Genomic DNA, 20,850 nt, shown 5'->3' on the forward strand with positions numbered 1-20,850 from the left:
GGGAGGTCGCCATGAACATCGCCCCGCGCCCGGCCGAGGCCGGGCTGGAGCTCGCCACCCTTTCCGGTTTCGGCAACGAGTTCGCCACCGAGGCATTGCCTGGAGCCCTGCCCGAAGGCCGCAACAGCCCGCAGAAGGTTCCCTACGGCCTTTATGCCGAGCAGCTCAGCGGCACCGCCTTCACCATGCCCCGGCACGAGGCGCGGCGGAGTTGGCTGTACCGGATTCGGCCCTCCGCCGGGCATGGCGCCTTCCGCCGCATCGACCAGGGGCTGCTCTGCGGTCCGCTGGCCGAGCCAACGCCGAACCGGCTGCGCTGGGACCCGCTGCCGATTCCCGAGGCACCCACCGATTTCGTCGCCGGCCTCGCCACCCTCGGCGCCAATGCGCCGGGCGAGGCGCTGTCCGGCGTTACCGTGCACATCTACCTTGCCAACCGCTCCATGGAGCGGGTGTTCATGGACAGCGACGGCGAGCTGCTGCTAGTGCCGCAGCAGGGACGGCTGCGGCTGGCCACCGAATGCGGCCGGCTGGACCTGCGGCCGGGCGAGATCGCGGTCATCCCCTGCGGCATGAAATTCCGCGTCGAGCTGCCGGATGGCGCGGCGCGCGGCTATGTCGCGGAGAACCACGGCGCGGCGCTGCGGCTGCCCGAGCTCGGCCCGATCGGCGCCAATGGCCTCGCCAATCCGCGCGACTTCCTCTCCCCGGTCGCCTGGTACGAGGAGCGCGACGAGCCTTGCGAGCTGGTGCAGAAATTCCAGGGCACGCTCTGGGCGACCACGCTGGACCATTCGCCGCTGGATGTGGTCGCCTGGCACGGCAACAACGCGCCGTACAAATATGACACCACGCGCTTCATGGCGATCGGCACGGTCAGCTTCGACCATCCGGACCCGAGCATCTTCACCGTGCTGACCTCGCCGACCACCGCGCCCGGCCTCGCCAACATGGATTTCGTCATCTTTCCGCCGCGCTGGATGGTGGCGGAGGCGACCTTCCGGCCCCCCTGGTTCCATCGCAACGTGATGAACGAGTGCATGGGTCTGGTGCACGGCGTCTATGATGCCAAGGCGGAGGGCTTCCTGCCCGGCGGCGTCTCGCTGCACCCGCGGATGAGCGGCCATGGCCCCGATGCGGCGACCACGGAAAAGGCGATCGCCGCCGATCTCAAGCCGCACAAGATCGATGGCACCCTGGCCTTCATGTTCGAGACCAGTCAGGTGATCCGCCCCACCCGCTTCGCCATGGAATGCCCGCAGCTTCAGCCGGGCTACGATGCATGCTGGGATGGGCTGCCGAAGATGTTCACCGGGGGCCGCTGATGGATCGCACGCACGACCCGAAGCTGACCAGCTTCGTCGCCAGCGCCAATGGCCATGATGACTTCCCGATCCAGAACCTGCCGTTCGGCATCTTCTCGCCGCCCGGTGGCAAGCCGCGCGGCGGCGTGGCGATCGGCGACAGCATCCTCGACCTCGGCGCCGTCGCGCCGCTGCTGGCGGGGGAGGCGCGCCGCGCCGCGGAGGCCGCCGCCGGTGATGCGCTGAACCCGCTGTTCGCCCTCGGCGCCGGGCCGCGGCGCGCGCTGCGGGCGGCGCTCTCCGCCCTGCTCGCCGCCGACAGCGCCAAGGATGCGGAGGTGCGGCCGCATCTGCACGATGCCGCCGGCTGCACCCTGCACCTGCCGGCGCGGATCGGCGACTACACGGATTTCTTCGCCGGCATCCATCATGCCGCCAACGCCGGCAAGCAATTCCGCCCCGACAACCCGCTGCTGCCGAACTACAAATATGTCCCCGTTGCCTATCACGGCCGGGCCTCCTCGGTGCGGCCCTCCGGCACCCCGGTGCGGCGACCGAAGGGCCAGCGCAAGCCACCGGCCGAGGCGGCACCGAGCTTCGGCCCCTGCCGCAACCTCGACTACGAGATGGAATTCGGTATCTGGATCGGCCCCGGCAATGCCCAGGGCGAGCCGATCCCCATCGCCGAAGCGGCCGGGCACATCGCCGGCTTCAGCCTGTTGAACGACTGGTCGGCGCGCGACATTCAAAGCTGGGAGGCGCAGCCGCTGGGCCCTTTCCTGGCGAAGAATTTCTGTACCTCGGTCAGCCCCTGGGTGGTGACGCCGGAAGCGCTGGAGCCCTTCCGCATCGCCCAGCCGAAGCGGCCGGAGGGCGATCCGGCGCCGATGGCGTATCTGCTCGATCCGGCGGACCAGGCGGGTGGCGCGCTCGACCTGGCGGTGGAGGTGCTGCTGCAGACGCCGAAGGGCGGGCCATTCCGGCTGTCGCTGGCCAATACCAGCCACCTCTACTGGACCTTTGCCCAGATGGTGGCGCACCACACCATTGGCGGCTGCAATCTGGCGCCAGGCGACCTCTTCGGCAGCGGCACCATCTCCGCCCCCAGCGAGGATGGCTACGGCGCGCTGCTGGAGATCACCTATGGTGGCCGCAAGCCGGTGCGCCTGCCGAATGGCGAGGAACGCAGTTTCCTGGAGGACGGCGAGACGGTGATCCTCCGCGCCCGCGCGACGCGCGAGGGCTGCGTGCCGATCGGCTTCGGCGAATGCCGCGGCACGGTGCTGCCGGCGACATGACCATCCTCTCCGGCATCAAGGTGGTCGAACTCGGCCAGGTGCTGTCCGGCCCCTTCGCCGGCGCCATCCTCGCCGATCTCGGCGCGACGGTGATGAAGGTGGAGAAGCCCGAGGGCGGCGACGACGCGCGCCAGATGGGCCCCGCCTTCCGCCATGGCGACGCGCTCAACTTCCACGAGTTCAACCGCGGCAAGCAGAGCGTCGCCCTCGATCTGAAAACGCCGGAGGGGCTGGACGCGCTGTTCCGCCTGCTGACCGACGCCGACATCCTGGTGCACAATCTCCGCCCCGGCGTCGCCGAGACCCTGGGCCTCGGGCCCGAGGTGGTGACGGCGCGCTTCCCGCGCCTGATCTACTGCGCCATGGGCGCCTTCGGGCATCTCGGGCCGTTGTCCCTGCGCCCGGGCTATGAGCCGCTGTTCCAGGCCTTCTGCGGCCTCTCCTCCATCACCGGGGAGCCGGACGGGCCGCCGGTGCGCATGGGCGCCAGCGTGGTGGATCAGGGCACCGGCATGTGGACGGTGATCGGCGCCCTGGCGGCGCTGCAGCAGCGCCACCGCACCGGCCGCGGCTGCGTGGTCAACACCTCGCTGTTCGAGACGGCGCTGATGTGGGCCGGGCAGAAGATCAGCGCCTATGTGAACATGGGCAAGCTGCCGGAACGCCACGCCTCCGGCCATCCGAATTTCGTGCCCTACCAGGCCTTCGACACCGCCGATGGCCCGCTGCTGGTGTGCTGCGGCAATGACCGGCTGTTCCGCAAATTCTGCGTGGTGGTCGGCAGCCCCGACTGGCCGGAGGACCCGCGCTTCGCCACCAACCGCGCCCGTCTCGCGCATCAATCGGTGCTGCTGCCGGAGATCGCCGCGCTGCTGCGCCCCTGGCCGCGCGCCGCCCTGGCCGAGGCGCTGATCGCCGCCGGCGTGCCCTGCGCCCCGGTGAACAGCATCCCCGAGGTGCTGGCCGAGCCGCAGACCGCGGCGATGTCCATGCTGCAGCCGGTGCCGGGCGAGGATTTCTCGCTGGTCGCCATGCCGATGTCCTTCGACGGCGAACGCCCGCGCATCCGCCATGGCGCGCCACGGCTCGGCCAGCACGGCATGACCTCCGAGGTAATCGAATCACCGCCTGAAAAGGGCTGATCTCCCCGCAGCGGCGGGGCCTGTCCTGCCGCGCAGCGAGGAGTTCCTCCCATGGCTTCGCATGACGCGGCCATCGACCGCTACATCGCCTGCTGGAACGAGGTCGACCCGGTCCGCCGCCGCGCGCTCATCGCCGAGACCTTCACCGAGGCCGCGCGCTATGTGGACCCGATGCTTGAAGGCGAGGGCCATGCCGGCATCGATGCGCTGATCGCCGCGGCGCAGGCGCATTTTCCCGGCGCCCGCTTCCGCCGCCGCGGCCATGCCGATGCGCACCACGACCGGCTGCGCTTCGCCTGGGAGCTGGGGCCGGAGGGCGCCGCCGCGGTCGCCGGCGGCACCGACCTCGCCGTGGTCGCCGCGGATGGGCGGCTGGCCTCGGTCACCGGCTTCCTCGATTTCGCGCCGCAGGGGTGAGTGCCATGGAACGCATCATGCCTTCTCCCTTCCTCCGCCGCGTCCTGCTGCTGGACGCCGCCTCCTGCCTCGGCATGGGGCTGCTGCTGGCCGTCGCCGCCGGGCCGCTGGCCGGCTGGTTCCACCTGCCGGCGGCGCTGCTGCGGGAGAGCGGAATCGTCCTGCTGGCCTTCGCCGGCCTGTTGCTGTGGATGGCGACGCGGGCGGCGGTGCCGCGCTGGCTGGTCTGGGCGGTGATCCTCGGCAATGCGCTCTGGGCGCTGGACAGCCTGCTGCTGCTGCCCTCGGGCTGGGTGGCGCCGAATGTGCTGGGCGGCGCCTTCATCACCGCGCAAGCGCTGGTGGTTGGGGTGCTGGCGACGCTGGAGCACGCCGGGCTACGGCGTTCCGCGCCGGTCGCGGCTTGAGGCAGGTGGGCCGGCGGCGGCACCGCCGGCCCGGACCGCTCACGCCACCTGCAACAGCCCGGCCAGCAGCTTCGCCCGCGGCACCAGGCTGTCGATCAGCAGATGCTCCTCCAGCGTATGCCCACCGGCGCCCTGCACCCCAAGCCCATCCAGGGTCGGGATGCCCATCGCCCCGGTGAAATTGCCGTCCGAGCCGCCGCCGGCGCTCTGGTGGGCAATGTCGAAGCCGATGCTCCTGGCGATGCCGCGGGCAGTGCCGTACAGCGCCATCACCCGCTCATCCGGCTCCCATACCGGGCGGGTGACGCCGCGGGTGACGGTCAGCTGCACGTCGTTGCCGGTGGGGCGCAGCGACAGCATCCGCTCCACCGCGGCATCGAGGTCGGCCTGGCGCTTGGCCATGGAGAGGCTCTCGGCATCGCAATAGGTGGCGACGCAATTCACCCACTGCCCGCCATGGATGACGCCGATGGAATAGGTGACGTCCTCATTGGTCATCGCCTCGATCGCCACCACCTGGCGGCACATCTCGCGGATCGCACTGCGGCCATCCGCCAGCCGCGCACCGGCATGGCTGGGCTTGCCGGTGGTGCGCAGGTTGAAGCGGGCGATGGCGTAGCGGCCGGTGACGACGCCGCCATCCGGCCGGGCCGGTTCCGGCACCAGCACCACCGCATGGCGCGCCGCCTCCGCCTCGATCAGGTCGCGGGTGGAGGGGCTGCCGATCTCCTCATCCGAAGTGAACAGCACCGTCACCGGCCGGCGCGTGGCGATGCCGGCCTTCAGCAACTGGCGGATCGCCTCCACGGCAATGTAGTTGCCGCCCTTCATGTCATAGACCCCGGGACCGAAGAGCTTGTTGCCCTCGCGCCGGAAGGGCAGCGGCTCCAGCGTGCCCATCGGATGGACGGTGTCGAGGTGCCCCATCACCAAGATGCCGAGTTCCTGCGAATTCGGATGCGGGAAGCTGGCGCGTACGCAGGGGCCGCAGCCCATGCGGCCGGGGATGGTCCCGATCCGCGCGCCGAGCAGCGCCAGGTCGCGCGCGGCGACATCCATCATCCGGGCGACGGCGGCGGCATCGAAGGTCGGGCTTTCGCATTCCACCCAGCGGCGCAGGCCGGGGATCATCGCCTCGGCGTCGAATGGCAGATCGAGGACGGGCGCGGTCATGTTGCAAGTGCCTCCTGGCGCGGGTCGAGTGGTGAGCCTCGCGCCTCCGGCACCTGGCTACAACCCCGGTGATGCGGTTGATGCGTCAGAGGGGGCGGTGCTGCTAATCTGTCGCCCATGACCCCACCCCCCCGCCTCACCCCCCAGGCCGGGCCGGCCATCTGGACCGGTGCCGCGCTCACCCCGTCGGACTGGATGCTGCCGGTCGGCGCCGAGATCGCGGCCGACCTGGCTGCGGCCCTCGCCGAGGATGGCGCAGGGCTGCTCCGGCTCACGCCGCTGCTGCACCAGGTTGCCGAGCGGCTGGAGCATGGCCGCGGCTTCGTGCTGCTGCGCGGCCTTAACCTCGACCGCCTGCCGGATGCCGGGGCGGCGCTGTTGCTGCTCTGCCAGCAGCTTGGCACCGCCCTGCCGCAGGATGCGACCGGCAGCCTGATCGGCCGCCTCGCCGGCCCCGGCGCCGCCGCCGAGGCGCCCACCCGCTTCCATGCCGATCCCGCCGATGCGGTGGCGCTGCTCTGTCTGCAGCAGCCGCGCGAGGGCGGTATGGTGACGCTGGTCTCCGCCCCGGCGCTGCACAATGCGCTGATGAAGCTGGATCGCGCGGCGCTGGCCACCTTGCACCAGCCGCTGCCGCACCTCGGCGCGGAGGAGCCATTGTCGCTGCCGGTGTTCAGCACGGCGAGCGGCGCCTTCGTCGGCCGCTATGACCGCGACGCGATGCTGGAGCCGGCGCTCGACGCCGCGCAGCAGGCGGCGCTGGCGGCGCTGGACGCCACGGCGGCGGCGCCGGGCCAGGCGCTGTCCATCCCCCTGCATGCCGGCGATCTGCTGTTTTACAACCCGCATCTCGTCTGGAAGCAGGTGAGTGCCGGCGAGGCGGCGACCTCCGACGCGGCGGAACGGCAGTTGCTTCGGCTCTGGCTGGCGATGCCGGGTTCGCGCGCACTGCCGGAGAGTTTCCGGCCGGTGTTCGGCGAGACCGCGGCGGGCGCGCCGCGTGGCGGCATGCCGGTGGCCACGGGCATGGTCGGCGGCTGAGGCGCCGCCGGAGCGTGATCGCCTGAGATTGGAACAACCGAAGGCGCGAAGCACGCGACCGGTGCAATGCGGCGCTACGGCAGCTGCGCAGGGCAAGCGAGGACGGAAGCGATGCGGCTGCTGGTGGCGAATGCGAATACGACCGAGGCGATCACCGCGCTCTGCGCCGCGGCGGCGCGGGAGGCCGCCAGCCCCGGCACCGAGATCATCCCCGCCACCCCGCGTTTCGGTCCGGCGGTGATTGCCACCCGCGCCGAGAACATCATCGCCGGCCATGCGCTGCTGGAGCTGCTGGCCGTGCACGCCGGCCAGGTGGATGGCGTGCTGCTGGCGGTCAGCCACGACACCGCGCTGGAGGCAGCGCGGCAGATGATGCCCTGCCCGGTGGTGGCGATGACCGAGGCGGCCTGCTTCGCCGCCTGTCTCGCCGGCGGGCGCTTCGGCCTGATCACCTTCGGCAGCACCGAAACCTACCGCGAGCGCATTGCCCAGCACGGGCTGGCGGCGCGGCTGGCCGGGCTGGCCAGCGTCGACGCCACTCCGCAGGAGGCGGTGCGCGACCCGGAGGGTGTCGCCCGGAAGCTGCAGGCCGGCCTCGCCGAGCTGGTCGGGATGGGCGCCGATGCGGTGGTGCTGGGCGGCGCGGCGCTGGCCGGCATGGCGCCGAAGCTGCAGCCGGACAGCCCGGTGCCGCTGCTGGACGGCATCGCCTGCGGGGTGCGGCTGCTGGAGATGCTGGTCAGCCTTCGCCTGCCGAAGCCGCGCCAGGGCAGCTTCGCCGCGGCGCGGGGACGTGAGACCGGCGGGGTGGCTCCGGCACTGGCGGCGCTGCTGCGAGGGTAAGGCCGCCTTGCTTCAGTCGATCTTTGCCCCGGAGGCCTGCACCACCTCCGCCCAGCGGCGGATCTCCTCGGTGATGAAGCGCTGGTAGCTCTCCGGCGAGGTGCCGCCGCCCTCGGTCAGGCCCGGCGGCGCGCCGCCGAGCTCGGCGAGCCGGGCGCGGTAGCCGGCATCGCGGGTGACGGCGTCGATCTCCCGCCCCAGCCGCGCCACCACCGCCGGCGGGGTGCGGGCCGGCGCCTGCAGGCCGAACCAGGCGGTCGCCTCGAAATCCGTCAGCCCGGCCTCATGCAACGAGGGCACCTCTGGCAGCACCGCGGCACGCCCGCGGCTGGTCACCGCGATCGGCCGCAGCCTGCCGTCCCGGACATGGCCGATGACCGAGGGCATGTTGTCGCAGCCGCAGTCCAGCCGCCCGGCCACGGCTTCGACCAGCATGGGCCCGGCGCCGCGGAAGGGCACGTGGTTGATGTTCGTCCCCGTGCGGGTCTTGAACATCTCCATGGTCATGTGCGGGCTGCCGCCGCTGCCGGCGCTGCCGTAGTTCAGCGCCCCCGGCCGCGCCTTGGCCAGGGCGATCAGCTCCGCCACGTTCCGCACCGGCGCCGAGGGATGCACGAAGATCAGGTTCGGCACCTTGGTGAGCAGCCCGAGGGCGGCAAAATCCTCCGGCTTCACCGGCATGCGGTCGCCGAAGAGGCTGTAGTTGATTGCCGTGGTGGCGATGTTGGAGGTCAGCAGCGTATGGCCGTCCGGCTCGGACCGGGCGACGATCTCGGCGGCGATGTTGCCGGTGGCGCCGGGCCGGTTCTCCACCAGTACCGGCTGGCCGAGCCGAGGCGTCAGCCGCTCCGCCGCCAGGCGGGCGGCGATGTCGGTGGTGCCGGCCGGCGGGTAGCCGACCAGCAGCCGGATCGGCCGCGAAGGGTAGCCGTCCTGCGCCAGCGCGGGCATTGCCAGCGGGGTGGCGAGGCCGGTCAGCAACAGGGAACGGCGGTGCATCGGCTCTACTCCACCTTGGCGCCGCTGCGGCGCACGACCTCCGCCCATTTCATCCGCTCGGCGGCGAGGAATTGCTCGAAAGGCTCGGGGGCGGTGCCGCCATCCGGCGTCAGCGCCGGCAGCTCGCCGCCCAGCTCCGCCATCCGGGCGCGGAATCCCGGGTCGCGCGCCACCGCATCCAGCTCCCGCCCCAGCCGGGCGATAACCGGCTTCGGCGTTGCCGCCGGGGCCAGCACGCCGAACCAGGCGGTCGCCTCGAAGCCCTTCACCCCGGCCTCATCCAAGGTCGGCACATCCGGCAGCACGGCGCTGCGCCTGGCGCCGGTGGTGGCCAGCGCCCGGAGCTTGCCGTCCTTGATGAAGGCCAGGGCGGAGGGGATGTTGTCCATCCCGGCATCGACCCGCGCGGCCATCAGCTCGGTCAGCATCGGCGCGCTGCCGCGATAGGTCACATGGGTCATCTCGGCCCCGGTCATCAGCTTGAACAGCTCGCCGCAGACATGTGGCGAGGAGCCGATGCCGGCGGTGCCGTAATTCAGCCCGCCGGGCTGGCGCTTCGACAGCGCCACCAGCTCGGCGATGCTGCGGGCGGTGGAGCCGGGCGGCACCATCAGCACATTCGGCACCCGCATCAGCAGGCCGACGGCGGCGAGGTCCTGCGGCCGGTAGGGCATGCGGTCGCCATAGACGGCGAAATTGATCGCCCCGGTGCCGATGGTGGTCAGCAGCATGGTGTAACCATCGGGCTCGGCGCGGGCGACGAACTCGGCGCCGACATTGCCGCCGGCGCCGGGCCGGTTCTCCACCACCACCGGCTGGCCGAGGCGCTTCCCCAGGAGCTCGGCGGCCAGCCGCCCGGTCAGGTCGGTGGTGCCGGCCGGGGTGAAGGGAACGACGAGGCGGATGGGGCGGTTCGGCCACTCCGCCTGGGCAAGCGCCGCCGCCGGGAGCAGGGCGGGGAGGGCGAGCAGGCTGCGGCGGCGCATGGCGCTATTCCACCGTCGCGCCGGATTTCCGCACCACCTCGCCCCATTTGGCGATCTCGGCCTTGATGAAGGCCTCGAAGGCCGCGGGCGTGGTGCCGCCATCCGGCGTCAGCCCAGGGGCCATGCCGCCGAGGTCCATGATCTTCGCCCGCGTCGCCGGCTCCTTCACGATGGCGTCGATCTCGGCGCCGAGCCGGTCGATGATCGGCCGCGGGGTGCGCGCCGGCACCTGCAGGCCGAACCAGGCGGTCGCCTCGACATCGGGAAAGCCGGCCTCGGCGGTGGTGGGCACGTCCGGCAGCGCCGGGCTGCGCGCCTTGGTGGTCACCGCCAGCGGCCGCAGCCTTCCATCGCGCAGATGGCCGATGACCGAGGGCATGTTGTCCACCGCCACCTCGATCCGCCCGGCGATCACCTCCTGCAGCATGGGGCCCGAGCCGCGGAAGGGCACGTGCTGCATCTGGATCCCGGCGACGGTCTTCAGCAGCTCCCCGGTCAGGTGCAGCGAGGTGCCGGCGCCGGAACTGCCGTTGTTCAGCTTGCCCGGATTCGCCTTGGCGTAGTCCACCAGCTCCTTCAGGGTGCGGACCGGCAGGCTGTTGGTGACGAAGATCACGTTCGGCACCTGCAGCATGAGGCCACAGCCGGCCAGCTCCTCCGGCTTGTAGGGCATCTTGGCGCCATAGAGGCTGTAGTTGATGGCGCCGGAGGAGACCGTGCCCATCAGCATCGTGTAGCCATCCGGATCGGATTTCACCACGACGTCGGAGCCGACGTTGCCGCCGGCGCCGGCCCGGTTCTCCACCACCACCTGCTGGCCGAGCCGCTGGGTCAGGCGTTCGGCCAGGATGCGGGCGGCGATGTCGGTGGTGCCGGCCGGCACGAAGGGCACGATCAGGCGGATGGTGCGGTTCGGCCAGTCCGACTGGGCCTTCGCGGCAGGCGCGGCGAGCAGGGTGGCGGTGGCGGTAAGGACGGCGCGGCGAGTCAGCATGACGTGGCAGTTTCCCCGGTTTGATGAAACCTAGCACGCTAACGGGTCGGTCCGTCCACCCGGTCAATCCACCTTGGCACCGGACCGGCGGATGACCTCGGCCCATTTGACGTTCTCCGCCTCGCAGAAGGCGGCGAAATCGGCGATGCTGCCGGCGCGCAGCCGGGCGCCCACCATATCCGCCTTGGCCTTTGCCGCGGGCTCGGCCGAGAGGCTCCGCACCTCGGCGTTCAGCCGGTCGATGATCGGCTGCGGCGTGCCGCGCGGCGCCTGCAGCCCGAACCAGGCGGTGGCGTCGAAGCCCGGCAGGCCGCTTTCGGCCACCGTCGGCACGTCCGGCAGCGCCGGGGTGCGTTCCGGGCTGGTGACTGCCAGCGCCCGCACCTGGCCGCCGCGCAGCAGGGCGATGGCCGAGGGCAGGTTGTTGACCGACAGGTCGATCCGCCCGCCGAGCAGCTGGTTGACGCTGTCGGCGCCGCCGCGGAAGGGCACGTGCAGGATGTCGACATTGGCCTGCGCCTTCAGCATCTCGCCCGAGAGATGCAGGCTGCTGCCGATGCCGGAACTGGCGTAGCTCAGCTCCCCCGGCCGGGCGCGGGCCGCGGCCAGCAGGTCGGCGAGAGTCTTCAGCGGGCTGTCGGCGCGCACCACCACCACGTTCGGCACATCGGCGAACAGCACGATGGGCACCAGGTCCTCCGGCCGCCAATTGATCCGGGCGTGCAGGTGCGGCAGGATGGCGACGGTGCCGATCGAGGCGAACATCAGGGTATAGCCGTCCGGCTCCGCCCGCGCCGCCTGTTCGGCGGCGATGACGCCGGCGGCGCCGCCGCGGTTCTCAGCCACCACCGGCTGGCCGAGCCGGGTGCCGAGCCCATCCGCCATGATCCGCGCCAGCAGGTCGGTGGTCCCGCCGGCCGGGAAGGGAACGATCATTCGGATCGGCCGGGAGGGCCATGGGCCGCCCGCCGTGGCGCCGCCGCCCTGGGCAGCCGCCCCCGGGACGATGGCGGCGGTCGCCATGAGGCCGAGGCCGGTTGCAAGCATCTGCCGCCGCGTGGCACCGCCCGCAGGCCCGAACATGTCACTCATTCCTGGTCGCTCCCCAGCCTTGGGGAACTCACGCCCCCGTTTGCCGATCATTCCCAATTCCTGCCGCACCATGGGGGCGGCAGGCAAGCCTTGCCGGTGGCATGCGGGGGAAGCTAGAGCGGATCGCGGAGGGGCGCGACCACCTCGGAGCGTGAATCCGCTCTACAAGCAGCGGGCTGCGGTGGATTGGCGTTCAGACATGAGCGCAATCCGCTGCAGGCAACGTCGCGGCACCGGCCCACGCCGGGCCGGAAGGCAAGCAGGGACCGCCGGATGCATTTTACCAGGCTTTACGGACGGGTACTTGGGCTGTTGGCGGCGGACCGGTGGGTTGCCATCGGTTTGGCCACGGCCAATGCCGCGCTGGCCGGGCTGCTGTTCCTGGAACCGGTGCTGTTCGGCCGGGTGGTCGATGTGCTGTCGCACTCCCTCAGCATGCCGCGCAGCACGGTGTGGGAGCAGGCGCTGGCGCTGCTGGCGCTGTGGGGCGCGGTCGGGCTGTCCGGCATCGGCGCCAATGTCGCCGTCTCGCTGCTGGCCGACCGCATGGCGCACCGCAACCGGCTGGCCGCCATGCATCGCTTCTTCGAGCATGTGATCGCGCTGCCATTGTCGTTCCACGGCGATGTGCAGTCGGGCCGGCTGATGAAGGTGATGCTGGTCGGCTCCGACAACCTGTTCAGCATGTGGCTGTCATTCTTCCGCGACCACATGTCGACCTTCGTCGCCATCCTGATTCTGCTGCCGCTGACGCTGGCAATGAACTGGCGCCTGTCGCTGCTGCTGATCGGGCTGGTGGTGGTGTTCAGCGTCATCACCGCCTTCGTCATCCAGAAGACCGAGGCGGCGCAGGGCGAGGTGGAGCGGTTCCAGACCCGCCTAGCCGGAAATGCCCAGGATGCGCTGGCCAATGTGATGGTGGTGCAGTCCTTCACCCGGCTCAGCAGCGAAGCCCGGATGTTCGGCGACATCGTCCGCCAGGTGCTGGACCATCAATTCCCGGTGCTGAACTGGTGGGCCGTGGTGAATGTCCTGACCCGGGCCGCGAGCACCATCACCACCATCTCGATCTTCGTCCTCGGCACCGTGCTGCACCTGGACGGCAAGGCGACGGTCGGCGAGATCGTCAGCTTCATGGGCTTCGCCACGCTGCTGATCGGCAAGCTGGAGGGGGCGGTGGCCTTCGTCTCACGGCTGGTGTTCCAGGCCCCGGCCATCCAGGAATTCTTCGAGGTGATGGACGCCACCAGCAGCGTACCGGAGAAGCCCGGCGCGCTGGCGCTCGGCCGGGTCGAGGGGGCGGTGGCGTTCGAGCGGGTGGCCTTTGCCTACCCCGGCGGGTCGCGCATCCTGACCGATGTGGATTTCGTCGCGCCGCCCGGCCGCACCATCGCCCTGGTCGGCCAGACCGGCGCCGGCAAATCCACCGCCATGGCGCTGCTGCAACGGCTATGGGACCCGGTGGAGGGCCGCATCACCGTCGACGGCCACGACCTGCGCGACATCACGCTGGAAAGCCTGAGGCGCAACACCGGCGTCGTGTTCCAGGAGAGCATGCTGTTCAACCGCACCATCCGCGACAACCTGCTGGTCGGCCGGCCGGAGGCAACGCAGGAGGAGCTGGAGTCCGCCTGCCGCATGGCCGAGGCGCATGATTTCGTCATCCGTCAGCCGCGCGGCTACGACACCCAAGTAGGGGAGCGCGGCTCCAGCCTTTCGGGCGGCCAGCGGCAGCGGCTGGCGATCGCCCGCGCCCTGCTGAAGGATCCGCCGATCCTGATCCTGGACGAGGCGACCAGTGCGCTCGACGCCGCCACCGAGGCGCGGGTGCAGCGGGCGCTGAAGGCGCTGATGGCCGGGCGCACCACCTTCATCATCGCCCACCGGCTGTCCACCGTGCGCGACGCCGACGAGATCCTGGTGTTCGAGGGCGGCCGCATCGTCGAGCGCGGCAGCTTCGACGCGCTGGTGCGCGAGGGCGGCCGCTTCGCCGAGCTGGTGCGGACCCAGCTCAACACCGATGTGGCGGTGCCGGCAGCGGCGGCGGTGAAGGCGGCGGAATGACCGGGCCGGGCCCAACCGCAACTCTTCTCGGTCCGGTCGCTTTTGCTTGCTTTCCGGCACGGCGGGGGCGCAGCCTGCCGGCCTAGGCCGCGGCTCGCTGGCCGCCCCGTGCCATGTGCCCCCGGCCCAGGGAGGTTACGCATGATCATCAGCTCCATCCTCAAGGGGAAAGGTAGCGAGGTGGTATCGGTGCGGCCGGAGGAAAGCGTCCTCGAGGTTGCCCGCACGCTGTCGCAGCACCGCATCGGCGCGGCGCTGGTGCGCGATGCGGCCGGCGCGCTGCTCGGCATCATCAGCGAGCGGGACATCGTCAGCGGCATGGCCGGGCATGGCCCCGGCACCACCGGCCTGCCGGCCTCGCAGTTCATGACGCATGAGCTGGTGACGGTGCGGCCGGAGACGCTGGTGACCGAGGCACTGTCGTTGATGACCAACCACCGGGTGCGGCACCTGCCGGTGCTGAATGCCACCGGGCAGTTGATCGGCCTGGTCTCGATCGGCGATCTGGTGAAGGCGCGCATCGAGGAGGCGGAGCAGGAGGCCTTGGCGCTGAAGGATTACGTGGTTTCGGCCGGGTAGGCGTCGCGGCGCGGCCTCGGCTGGGCGACCTGCTCGCTGCTCCGCGGGCGACCGGAGCCAGGGCGGCAGCCCGAACCAGCGCGATGGAGCCTCTTGCGGCCGGCGCCCGGTGCAATGCGTGTTCCGCCCGGAACGAAATCGGTCCAGGATGGACAGCCGTGCGCCTCGATTTCTGCCGCCTGCTGGGTGCCGCCGTCCTGCCGCTCCTCCCCCGCCCGCCCAGGCGCAGCCGCTGGCAGATGGCGGCGCCCTCTGCCGAGGCAGCTACCGCCTCGCAACATCCGCGAGTTCATCGTCGATGTGCCACGGCGGCCGCCGGCCGGGTGCAGAGGCAAATCAACGGCAGCCTGTTGCCGATGCCGCAGATCAAGCGCGGCGTGCAGCAGGACCAGGTGCGGCTCGGCGAGAGCCTGCTCCCGGCCTGCCTTCGGCCTGAACGAGGCCCGCCTCGCCGGGCGCGGCATGCGGATCGGGTGGCGGGTGCCGGAGCTGCTGGCCGGCCTCGCCGCGCTCAGCCGGACGATGTCGAAGGAATGGATCAGCCGGGCCGGCGAGGATGGCCGCAAGCTGATCGTGGCCTATCGCGCGGCGTAGGGTGGGCTGCGGCCTTGCCCCCTCTTGCCGTGCCACAGCGTTCTGCGCATGACTCATTACGCACAATGACCGGGAGCTTCACCATGACGCAGCTTTCCCGCCGCGCCCTGCTCGCCGCGCCGGCGCTGCTGGCCGGCACCGCCGCGCTGGCCCAGACCCGCTGGCAGATGGCCACCCCCTATCCGGACGGCAATTTCCACACCCGCAACATCCGCGAATTCACCGCCGACATCGAACAGGCCACCGGCGGGCGGCTGACCATCCAGGTGCACAGCAATGCCTCCCTGCTGCCGATGCCGCAGATCAAGCGCGGCGTGCAAACCGGCCAGGTGCAGATGGGCGAGATCCTGCTCACCGCCTATGCCAATGAGGATCCGTTCTTCGATGCCGATGCGGTGCCTTTCCTGGTGCCGGATCTTGCCGGTGCCCGCCGCCTGGCGGGACTGCAGCGGCCGTACATCGAGGCGCGCTTCGCCCGGCAGGGCGTCTCGCTGCTCTACACCGTCGCCTGGCCGGCGGCGGGCTTCTACACCCAGGTGCCGGTCGCCAGCCTGGACGTGTTCAAGGGCAGCCGCTTCCGCACCTTCAGCCCGATGACCAACCGCTTCGCTGCGCTGATCGAGGCCAGTCCGGTGCTGGTGCAGCAGGCCGAACTGGCCCAGGCCTTCGCAACCGGCATCTGCAACGCCATGGTCACCAGCGCCCAGACCGGCGTCGACACCTCCGCCTGGGACTACGCCCGCGTGTTCACCCCGGCCGGCTTCTCCATGACCAAGAACGCCGTGATGATCTCCCGCCGCGCGCTGGAGGGGCTGCCGCCCGCCGACCGCGAGTCGGTGCTGGCCGCCGCCAGGCGGGCCGAGGACCGGGGCTGGGGCTATGCGCGGGAGGCGGAGGAGAGCACCCAGCGCCGGCTGGCCGAACGCGGCATGACCATCGGCACCCTGCCGCCGGAGGTCGTGGCCGGGCTCAACCGGATCAGCGCGACGATGACCGAGGAGTGGATCCAGAAGGCCGGCGAGGACGGCCGCAAGCTGGTGAATGCGCTGAAGGCGGGCTGATCACGCCGCCACGGCCGGCTCCGGCGGGGCGAGGCTGGCGGGCGGCACCAGCGGCATGAAGCGGATGCTCACGCGCAGCCCGCCCGGCTCGTGCAGCACCGCCACCGTGGCGCCCGGCCCCAGGTCGTTCGGCAATGCCCGCTCCAACAGGCGGGAGCCGAAGCCGCGCCGGGCCGGTGGGCCGACCAGCGGCGGGCCGCCGGTCTCGGCCCAGTCGATCGCCGCAGTGCCGTCCGCCGCCTCGCCGCAGTGGAGGCTGACCCAGCCGCCGGGCGCCGACAGCGCGCCGTATTTGCCGGCGTTGCTGGCGAGCTCGTGCAGCGCCACGATCAGCGCCTGCGCCTGGCGTGGGGCGACCTGGAAATTGGTTCCGTAGCTGACGCGAATCTGCCGGGCTGGCCCGGTGAGCCAAGGCTCCAGCCCGGCCGCGACGACGGCGCCGATGTCGGTGGCCTGCCAGCCGGTGGCGGTCAGCAGGTCATGCGCCCGGGCCAGGGCCGCCAGCCGGGCACCAAACTCATGCGGGAACCGCTCGGGGTGGCCGCTGGTGCTCTTCAGGGTCTGCGCGGCAAGCGCCTGCACTGTCATCAGCGTGTTCTTCACGCGATGGTTCATCTCCGCCATCAGCAGCACGCGCCAGCGCTCCGCCTCGGCGAGGCGGGAGGCGATCTCATCCACCTCGCGGAACCGCGGCGTGCCGGGCGCACGCCGGTCGGGTGCCGACAGCGCGCGGATCGCCGCGACGATGCGGGCGCCGAGCAGTACCGCGAGGCCGACCCCGATGAGGGTCAGCAGCAGCCCCCAGGCCGCGAGCTGCATCAGCGCCTGGCGCAGCGAGGCCGAGAAGATGGCCTCGGGCAGCGATGCCGCGGCCACGTAGCCACTGTCCGGCGCGCGGGCGAAGGCGATCACGACGCGCCCGCCGCCATTGCGCCGTTCGGCCCGCAGCACGCCGTCGTCACTTCGTGCGATGGCGGTGAGGAGAGGCCGCATCGGCGTACGCCCGACATGCTGCTCCGCCGCTTCGCTGCGGGCGACGACGTGGCCCTGGCGGTCAACCAATGTCGCCGCCCAGCCCGGGGGCATGCCCTTGCCGGCCAGGATGGGCACGAAGGTCTGGTAGGGCAGGACGATGCTCACCGCATGCCGCGCCGGCTCCCTGCCATCGGTACGGACCTCCGCCGGCACGGCGACGGCGACCTGCGGCATCGTGCTGACCGACCCCTGATAGAGGTCCGAGATCTCCGTGCGGCCGGTCGTCAGCGCCTGGCGCGCGGCGGTATTCGTACTCATGAGCATGGGCATCGGCACCGTCATCGGCACCCGGGTCGTCATGCTCAGGAATCCGTCCGGCCCGGTGAGGCCGATGATCGCGCCGGGCCATTGTCGCGCCGCGGCCTCGAGCTCGTCGCGGAACCGCCCGAACTCACCCCGCGCGAGGGCGACGGACCCCGCGAGAGTGCGGACGATCGCCGTGGCGGCTGCGAATTCGCGGTCGACGGCCAGGGCCAGCACGCCGGCCTGCATTTGCAATTGGTCCTCGGCCCGCGCCCGCGCCGCGGTGTTCCCCTGCCAGATCGCGAGCGAGGCCAGCGCCAGCAGCGGCAGCGACACGGCGGCGGCCAGCAGGATCAGCAGGGCGCGGAGAGTCGGCATGGCGGCCGGTGGACCGGCCGTCGCGGCGCTCGCCACACGGGCTGCTGCGCGGTTCATAACGCGATCTCCTGGCCCGCTGATCCTGGCGGCCTTCGTCATTGACGAGTGAGATACGGGATCTGATACAAATTATCCATGGCATTCCCGCGGTGGTCGAGGCATGGGCACCGCCTGCCGGCAAGACAGGCAGACTCGTGGCAGCAGCGCCAGTCCGCATCCGCCCGCCCCTTGCGTGGCGCAAACCGCGCGGCGCATGGTTCATGCCAAGCATCAAAACGAGGGGCTTCCGAATGGCTTTCACCCGGCGCGCGGCGCTCGCGGCCACCGCCACGCTTGCGTCCTTTGCCTCAGCCCGGGCGCAGACCCGCTGGCAGGCTGCCTGCGCCTATCCGGACGGGAATTTCCATACCCGCAACCTGCGAAGCTTCCTCGATGAGGTCGCCCAGGCCGCCGGCGTACAGGTCCAGCTGCACAGCAATGGCGCGCTGCTGCCGATGCCGCAGATCAAGCGCGGGGTGCAGACCGGCCAGGTGCAGATCGGTGAGATCCTGGTCAGCGCCTATGGCAATGAGGATCCGTTCTTCGAGATCGACAGCATTCCGCAGCTCGCCACCAGCACGGAGCAGGCGCGCAAGCTGCGCACCCTGGCGAAGCCCTACGTCGAGGCGCGCTTCGCCCGGCAGGGGCTGACGGTGCTGTACGAGGTGCCCTGGCCGCCCTCCGGCCTCTACACCAACCTGCCGGTGCCGACGCTGGAGACGCTGCGCGGCAGCCGCATGCGCACCTTCAACGTCATGACCAACCGCTTCGCCACCCTGGTGGGTGCGACCCCCACCCTGGTGCAGGCGGCCGAGATTCCGCAGGCCTTCGCCACCGGGGTGGTGAATGTGATGGTCACCAGCGCGCAGACCGGCGTCGACAGCCAGGCCTGGGACTTCTGCAAGACCTTCACCCCGATCGGCTTCACCCGGACGATGAACACCGTCTTCATCCAGCGACGGGCGCTGGAGGCATTGCCGGCGGCGCAGCAGGCCGCGATCCGCGAGGCGGCGTCCCGGGCCGAGGCACGCGGCTGGATGGCGGCGGACGAGGCCGGCGCGGCAGCGCAGGCGATGCTCGGCAGCCGCGGCATGACCATCGCGCCGCCATCGGCGGAACTGCTTGCCGGATTGGCCACGGTGGGCAACACCATTGCGGAGGAATGGGTCGGCCGCGCCGGCGAGGATGGCAGGAAGGCCCTCGCCGCCTACCGCGCCGGCTGAATCGTGTCGAGGAGCGCCCGCGGGCCGAGCTGTCAGGAGTAGGATCAATGATGTCTGCGGGCCTTCCCTCGCGCCCTCGCCACGGGCGCTGAGCGCATGCGTCGCTGCCTTGATGCGCTTTATGCGGCGGGGGCCGGCCTCGCGGCGCTCTCGCTGCTGTCGATCTTCGGCGTGATGATGGCGCAGGTGGTGCTGCGCGAGATGCGGATGCAGTTGCCGGCGGCGGATGACGTCAGCGCCTATCTCTGCGTCGCCACCACCTTCTTCGCCCTGGCCGCCACCTTCAGGCGCGGCGAGCTGATCCGCGTCGGCATGCTGGTCAACCGCCTGCCATCCGGCGTGCGGCGCTGGGCGGAGGCCGGGGTGCTGCTGCTGGCGGCGGTGCTGCTGGCCTACATCACCTGGTGGACCTTCCAGGACATGCTGTTCTCCTACGAGATCGAGGAGGTGGCGCAGGGCACCGTGCCCATCCCGCTGTGGATTCCGAAGATCGCCATGCCGGCCGGCTCAGCGCTGCTGCTGATCGCGGTGCTGGACGAGCTGGTGGCGGTGCTGCGCGGCGCGAAGCCCGGCTATGTCGCGGCGGCCGAGGAACGCGCCGCCGCCGGCGACTTCTCGGCGGAGGTCTGAGCGATGGATCTGCTGACCCTCGCGCTGCTGCTGCTGGTCCTGCTCTGCCTGCTGCTCGGCGCCGGCCTCTGGATCGCGATGTCGCTCGCCGCCGTCGGCTACGTGGCCATGGTGATGGTCCATCCGAGCCCGGGGCTGTTCCTCGCCTCCGCCTTCTGGGAGTCGACCGGCTCCTGGACCCTGGCGGCGCTGCCGATGTTCGTCTGGATGGGCGAGATCCTGTTCCGTACCCGGCTGTCGGAGGAGCTGTTCAACGGCCTCGCTCCCTGGATGCGCCGCATCCCCGGCCGGTTGCTACATGTGAACATCCTGGCCTGTGGCATCTTCGGCGCGGTCTCCGGCTCCTCGGCGGCGACCTGCGCCACCATCTCGAAGATCGCGCTGCCGGAGCTCAAGCGCCGCGGCTACGACGAGCGCACGGCGATCGGCAGCCTCGCCACCTCCGGCACGCTTGGCATCCTGATCCCGCCATCGATCATCATGGTGGTCTATGCCGTGGCGGCGGAGGTCTCGATCATCCGGGTCTTCATCGCCGGCTTCATTCCGGGCGCGATCGTCATGGGCCTGTTCAGCGCCTATATCGTGGTCTGGGCATTGCTCAACCCTTCGAAGCAGCCGGCGCCGGAGCCGCGGCAGTCCTTCGGCATGAAGCTGCGCCAGAGCGCCCAGCTCATCCCTTGCATGCTGCTCATCGCCGGCGTCATCGGCAGCATGATCTTCGGCCTGGCGACGGCAACCGAGGCGGCGGCTTTCGGCGTGTTCGGCAGCCTGGTCATGGCGGGGCTGACCGGCACCCTCACGGTGCGCAACTTCCTTGACAGCCTGACGGCTGCGACGCGCACCTCCTGCATGATCATGTTCATCCTCGCCGGGGCCGCCTTCCTCACCAAGGCGATGGCGTTGACGGGCATTCCCGCGGCGCTGGCGCAGAGCGTGGTGGCGCTCGATCTCGGCCCCTATGGGCTGATCGCCATCCTGACGCTGGTCTACATCCTGCTCGGCACCGCGCTCGACGGCGTCTCGATGATCGTGCTGACCACCTCCATCGTCATCCCGCTGGTGCAGGCCGCGGGCTTCGACCTGGTGTGGTTCGGCATCTTCATCGTCCTGCTGGTAGAGCTCGCGCAAATCACCCCGCCGGTCGGCTTCAACCTGTTCGTCATGCAGACCATGACCGGCAAGGAGCAGATGGAGGTCGCCTTCGCCTCGTTGCCCTTCTTCCTGATGCTGGTGGTGGCAGTGGCGCTCTGCACCGTCTTCCCGGTGACGCTTGTCACCGGGCTGCCGGATTATCTGCTGTCGCGCTGA

General features: G+C 70.9%; 20 protein-coding genes. 14 read left to right on the forward strand and 6 right to left on the reverse strand.

Going from position 1 to position 20,850, the window contains the following annotated elements:
- Positions 1-11 precede the first annotated feature (11 nt).
- The 5 genes from hmgA to H7965_RS07210 are packed head-to-tail and all read left to right on the forward strand — an operon-like array spanning position 12 to position 4,568.
- The gene (gene hmgA, locus H7965_RS07190) at positions 12-1,325 is read left to right on the forward strand and encodes a homogentisate 1,2-dioxygenase (protein WP_186769887.1); all 1,314 of its coding nucleotides are present in this window, start codon (positions 12-14) and stop codon (positions 1,323-1,325) included.
- Positions 1,325-2,602 carry a fumarylacetoacetase gene (gene fahA / locus H7965_RS07195; protein ID WP_186769888.1) on the forward strand — a complete coding sequence of 426 codons (1,278 nt, stop codon included), beginning with the start codon at positions 1,325-1,327 and terminating at the stop codon, positions 2,600-2,602. Before hmgA ends, fahA begins: the two co-directional genes overlap by 1 nt.
- The gene (locus H7965_RS07200) at positions 2,572-3,744 is read left to right on the forward strand and encodes a CaiB/BaiF CoA transferase family protein (RefSeq protein ID WP_222440507.1); all 1,173 of its coding nucleotides are present in this window, start codon (positions 2,572-2,574) and stop codon (positions 3,742-3,744) included. Before fahA ends, H7965_RS07200 begins: the two co-directional genes overlap by 31 nt.
- A gap of 51 nt (positions 3,745-3,795) precedes the next feature.
- On the forward strand, positions 3,796-4,161 hold the full coding sequence (locus H7965_RS07205; RefSeq protein ID WP_186769889.1) for a nuclear transport factor 2 family protein: 366 nt from the start codon (positions 3,796-3,798) through the stop codon (positions 4,159-4,161).
- Positions 4,162-4,166: 5 nt separating this feature from the next.
- On the forward strand, positions 4,167-4,568 hold the full coding sequence (locus H7965_RS07210; protein ID WP_186769890.1) for a hypothetical protein: 402 nt from the start codon (positions 4,167-4,169) through the stop codon (positions 4,566-4,568).
- 39 nt (positions 4,569-4,607) lie between these two features.
- On the opposite strand, the gene H7965_RS07215 is transcribed toward H7965_RS07210, so the two are convergent.
- Entirely contained in the window at positions 4,608-5,741 is a 1,134-nt protein-coding gene (locus H7965_RS07215; protein ID WP_186769891.1) for a M20/M25/M40 family metallo-hydrolase, read from the reverse strand.
- 117 nt (positions 5,742-5,858) lie between these two features.
- Between H7965_RS07215 and H7965_RS07220 the strand changes: the two genes are divergently transcribed.
- Both H7965_RS07220 and H7965_RS07225 read left to right on the forward strand, forming a co-directional pair.
- Entirely contained in the window at positions 5,859-6,782 is a 924-nt protein-coding gene (locus tag H7965_RS07220; protein WP_186769892.1) for a TauD/TfdA family dioxygenase, read from the forward strand.
- Between the two features lie 111 nt (positions 6,783-6,893).
- Positions 6,894-7,625: an aspartate/glutamate racemase family protein gene (locus tag H7965_RS07225; protein ID WP_186769893.1), complete on the forward strand. Its 732-nt coding sequence runs from the start codon at positions 6,894-6,896 to the stop codon at positions 7,623-7,625.
- Positions 7,626-7,637: 12 nt separating this feature from the next.
- Here the strand turns inward: H7965_RS07225 and H7965_RS07230 are convergent, their stop codons facing one another.
- The 4 genes from H7965_RS07230 to H7965_RS07245 all read right to left on the reverse strand — a co-directional run bounded on the left by H7965_RS07230 (position 7,638) and on the right by H7965_RS07245 (position 11,687).
- Positions 7,638-8,624, reverse strand: coding sequence for a Bug family tripartite tricarboxylate transporter substrate binding protein (locus H7965_RS07230; RefSeq protein ID WP_186769894.1), 987 nt, complete (start codon positions 8,622-8,624; stop codon positions 7,638-7,640).
- A gap of 5 nt (positions 8,625-8,629) precedes the next feature.
- Positions 8,630-9,610: a Bug family tripartite tricarboxylate transporter substrate binding protein gene (locus H7965_RS07235; RefSeq protein WP_186769895.1), complete on the reverse strand. Its 981-nt coding sequence runs from the start codon at positions 9,608-9,610 to the stop codon at positions 8,630-8,632.
- A gap of 4 nt (positions 9,611-9,614) precedes the next feature.
- Positions 9,615-10,604, reverse strand: a complete 990-nt coding sequence (locus tag H7965_RS07240; protein ID WP_186769896.1) for a Bug family tripartite tricarboxylate transporter substrate binding protein — start codon at positions 10,602-10,604, stop codon at positions 9,615-9,617.
- Positions 10,605-10,667: 63 nt separating this feature from the next.
- Positions 10,668-11,687 (reverse strand): Bug family tripartite tricarboxylate transporter substrate binding protein, encoded by a 1,020-nt coding sequence (locus H7965_RS07245; protein ID WP_186769897.1) that lies wholly within the window; start codon positions 11,685-11,687, stop codon positions 10,668-10,670.
- Positions 11,688-11,969: 282 nt separating this feature from the next.
- Between H7965_RS07245 and H7965_RS07250 the strand changes: the two genes are divergently transcribed.
- From H7965_RS07250 to H7965_RS07260, 4 genes are all read left to right on the forward strand, one after another.
- On the forward strand, positions 11,970-13,760 hold the full coding sequence (locus tag H7965_RS07250; RefSeq protein ID WP_186769898.1) for a glucan ABC transporter ATP-binding protein/ permease: 1,791 nt from the start codon (positions 11,970-11,972) through the stop codon (positions 13,758-13,760).
- A 141-nt stretch (positions 13,761-13,901) separates the two neighbouring features.
- Entirely contained in the window at positions 13,902-14,339 is a 438-nt protein-coding gene (locus tag H7965_RS07255) for a CBS domain-containing protein (RefSeq protein ID WP_186769899.1), read from the forward strand.
- A 462-nt stretch (positions 14,340-14,801) separates the two neighbouring features.
- A complete protein-coding gene (locus H7965_RS30785) occupies positions 14,802-14,933 on the forward strand; it encodes a hypothetical protein (RefSeq protein WP_261394101.1) in 132 nt (43 codons plus the stop codon).
- An 83-nt stretch (positions 14,934-15,016) separates the two neighbouring features.
- Entirely contained in the window at positions 15,017-15,994 is a 978-nt protein-coding gene (locus tag H7965_RS07260; protein ID WP_186769900.1) for a TRAP transporter substrate-binding protein, read from the forward strand.
- Here H7965_RS07260 and H7965_RS07265 read toward each other — a convergent pair whose 3' ends face one another.
- Positions 15,995-17,707, reverse strand: coding sequence for a sensor histidine kinase (locus tag H7965_RS07265; RefSeq protein ID WP_186769901.1), 1,713 nt, complete (start codon positions 17,705-17,707; stop codon positions 15,995-15,997).
- A 233-nt stretch (positions 17,708-17,940) separates the two neighbouring features.
- Between H7965_RS07265 and H7965_RS07270 the strand changes: the two genes are divergently transcribed.
- From H7965_RS07270 to H7965_RS07280, 3 genes are all read left to right on the forward strand, one after another.
- Positions 17,941-18,912 carry a TRAP transporter substrate-binding protein gene (locus H7965_RS07270; RefSeq protein ID WP_186769902.1) on the forward strand — a complete coding sequence of 324 codons (972 nt, stop codon included), beginning with the start codon at positions 17,941-17,943 and terminating at the stop codon, positions 18,910-18,912.
- 96 nt (positions 18,913-19,008) lie between these two features.
- Positions 19,009-19,542, forward strand: coding sequence for a TRAP transporter small permease (locus tag H7965_RS07275; protein ID WP_186769903.1), 534 nt, complete (start codon positions 19,009-19,011; stop codon positions 19,540-19,542).
- A gap of 3 nt (positions 19,543-19,545) precedes the next feature.
- Positions 19,546-20,850 carry a TRAP transporter large permease gene (locus tag H7965_RS07280; RefSeq protein WP_186769904.1) on the forward strand — a complete coding sequence of 435 codons (1,305 nt, stop codon included), beginning with the start codon at positions 19,546-19,548 and terminating at the stop codon, positions 20,848-20,850.

The sequence above is a fragment of the Siccirubricoccus deserti genome (genome assembly GCF_014283215.1).
Lineage (GTDB): Bacteria > Pseudomonadota > Alphaproteobacteria > Acetobacterales > Acetobacteraceae > Siccirubricoccus > Siccirubricoccus deserti.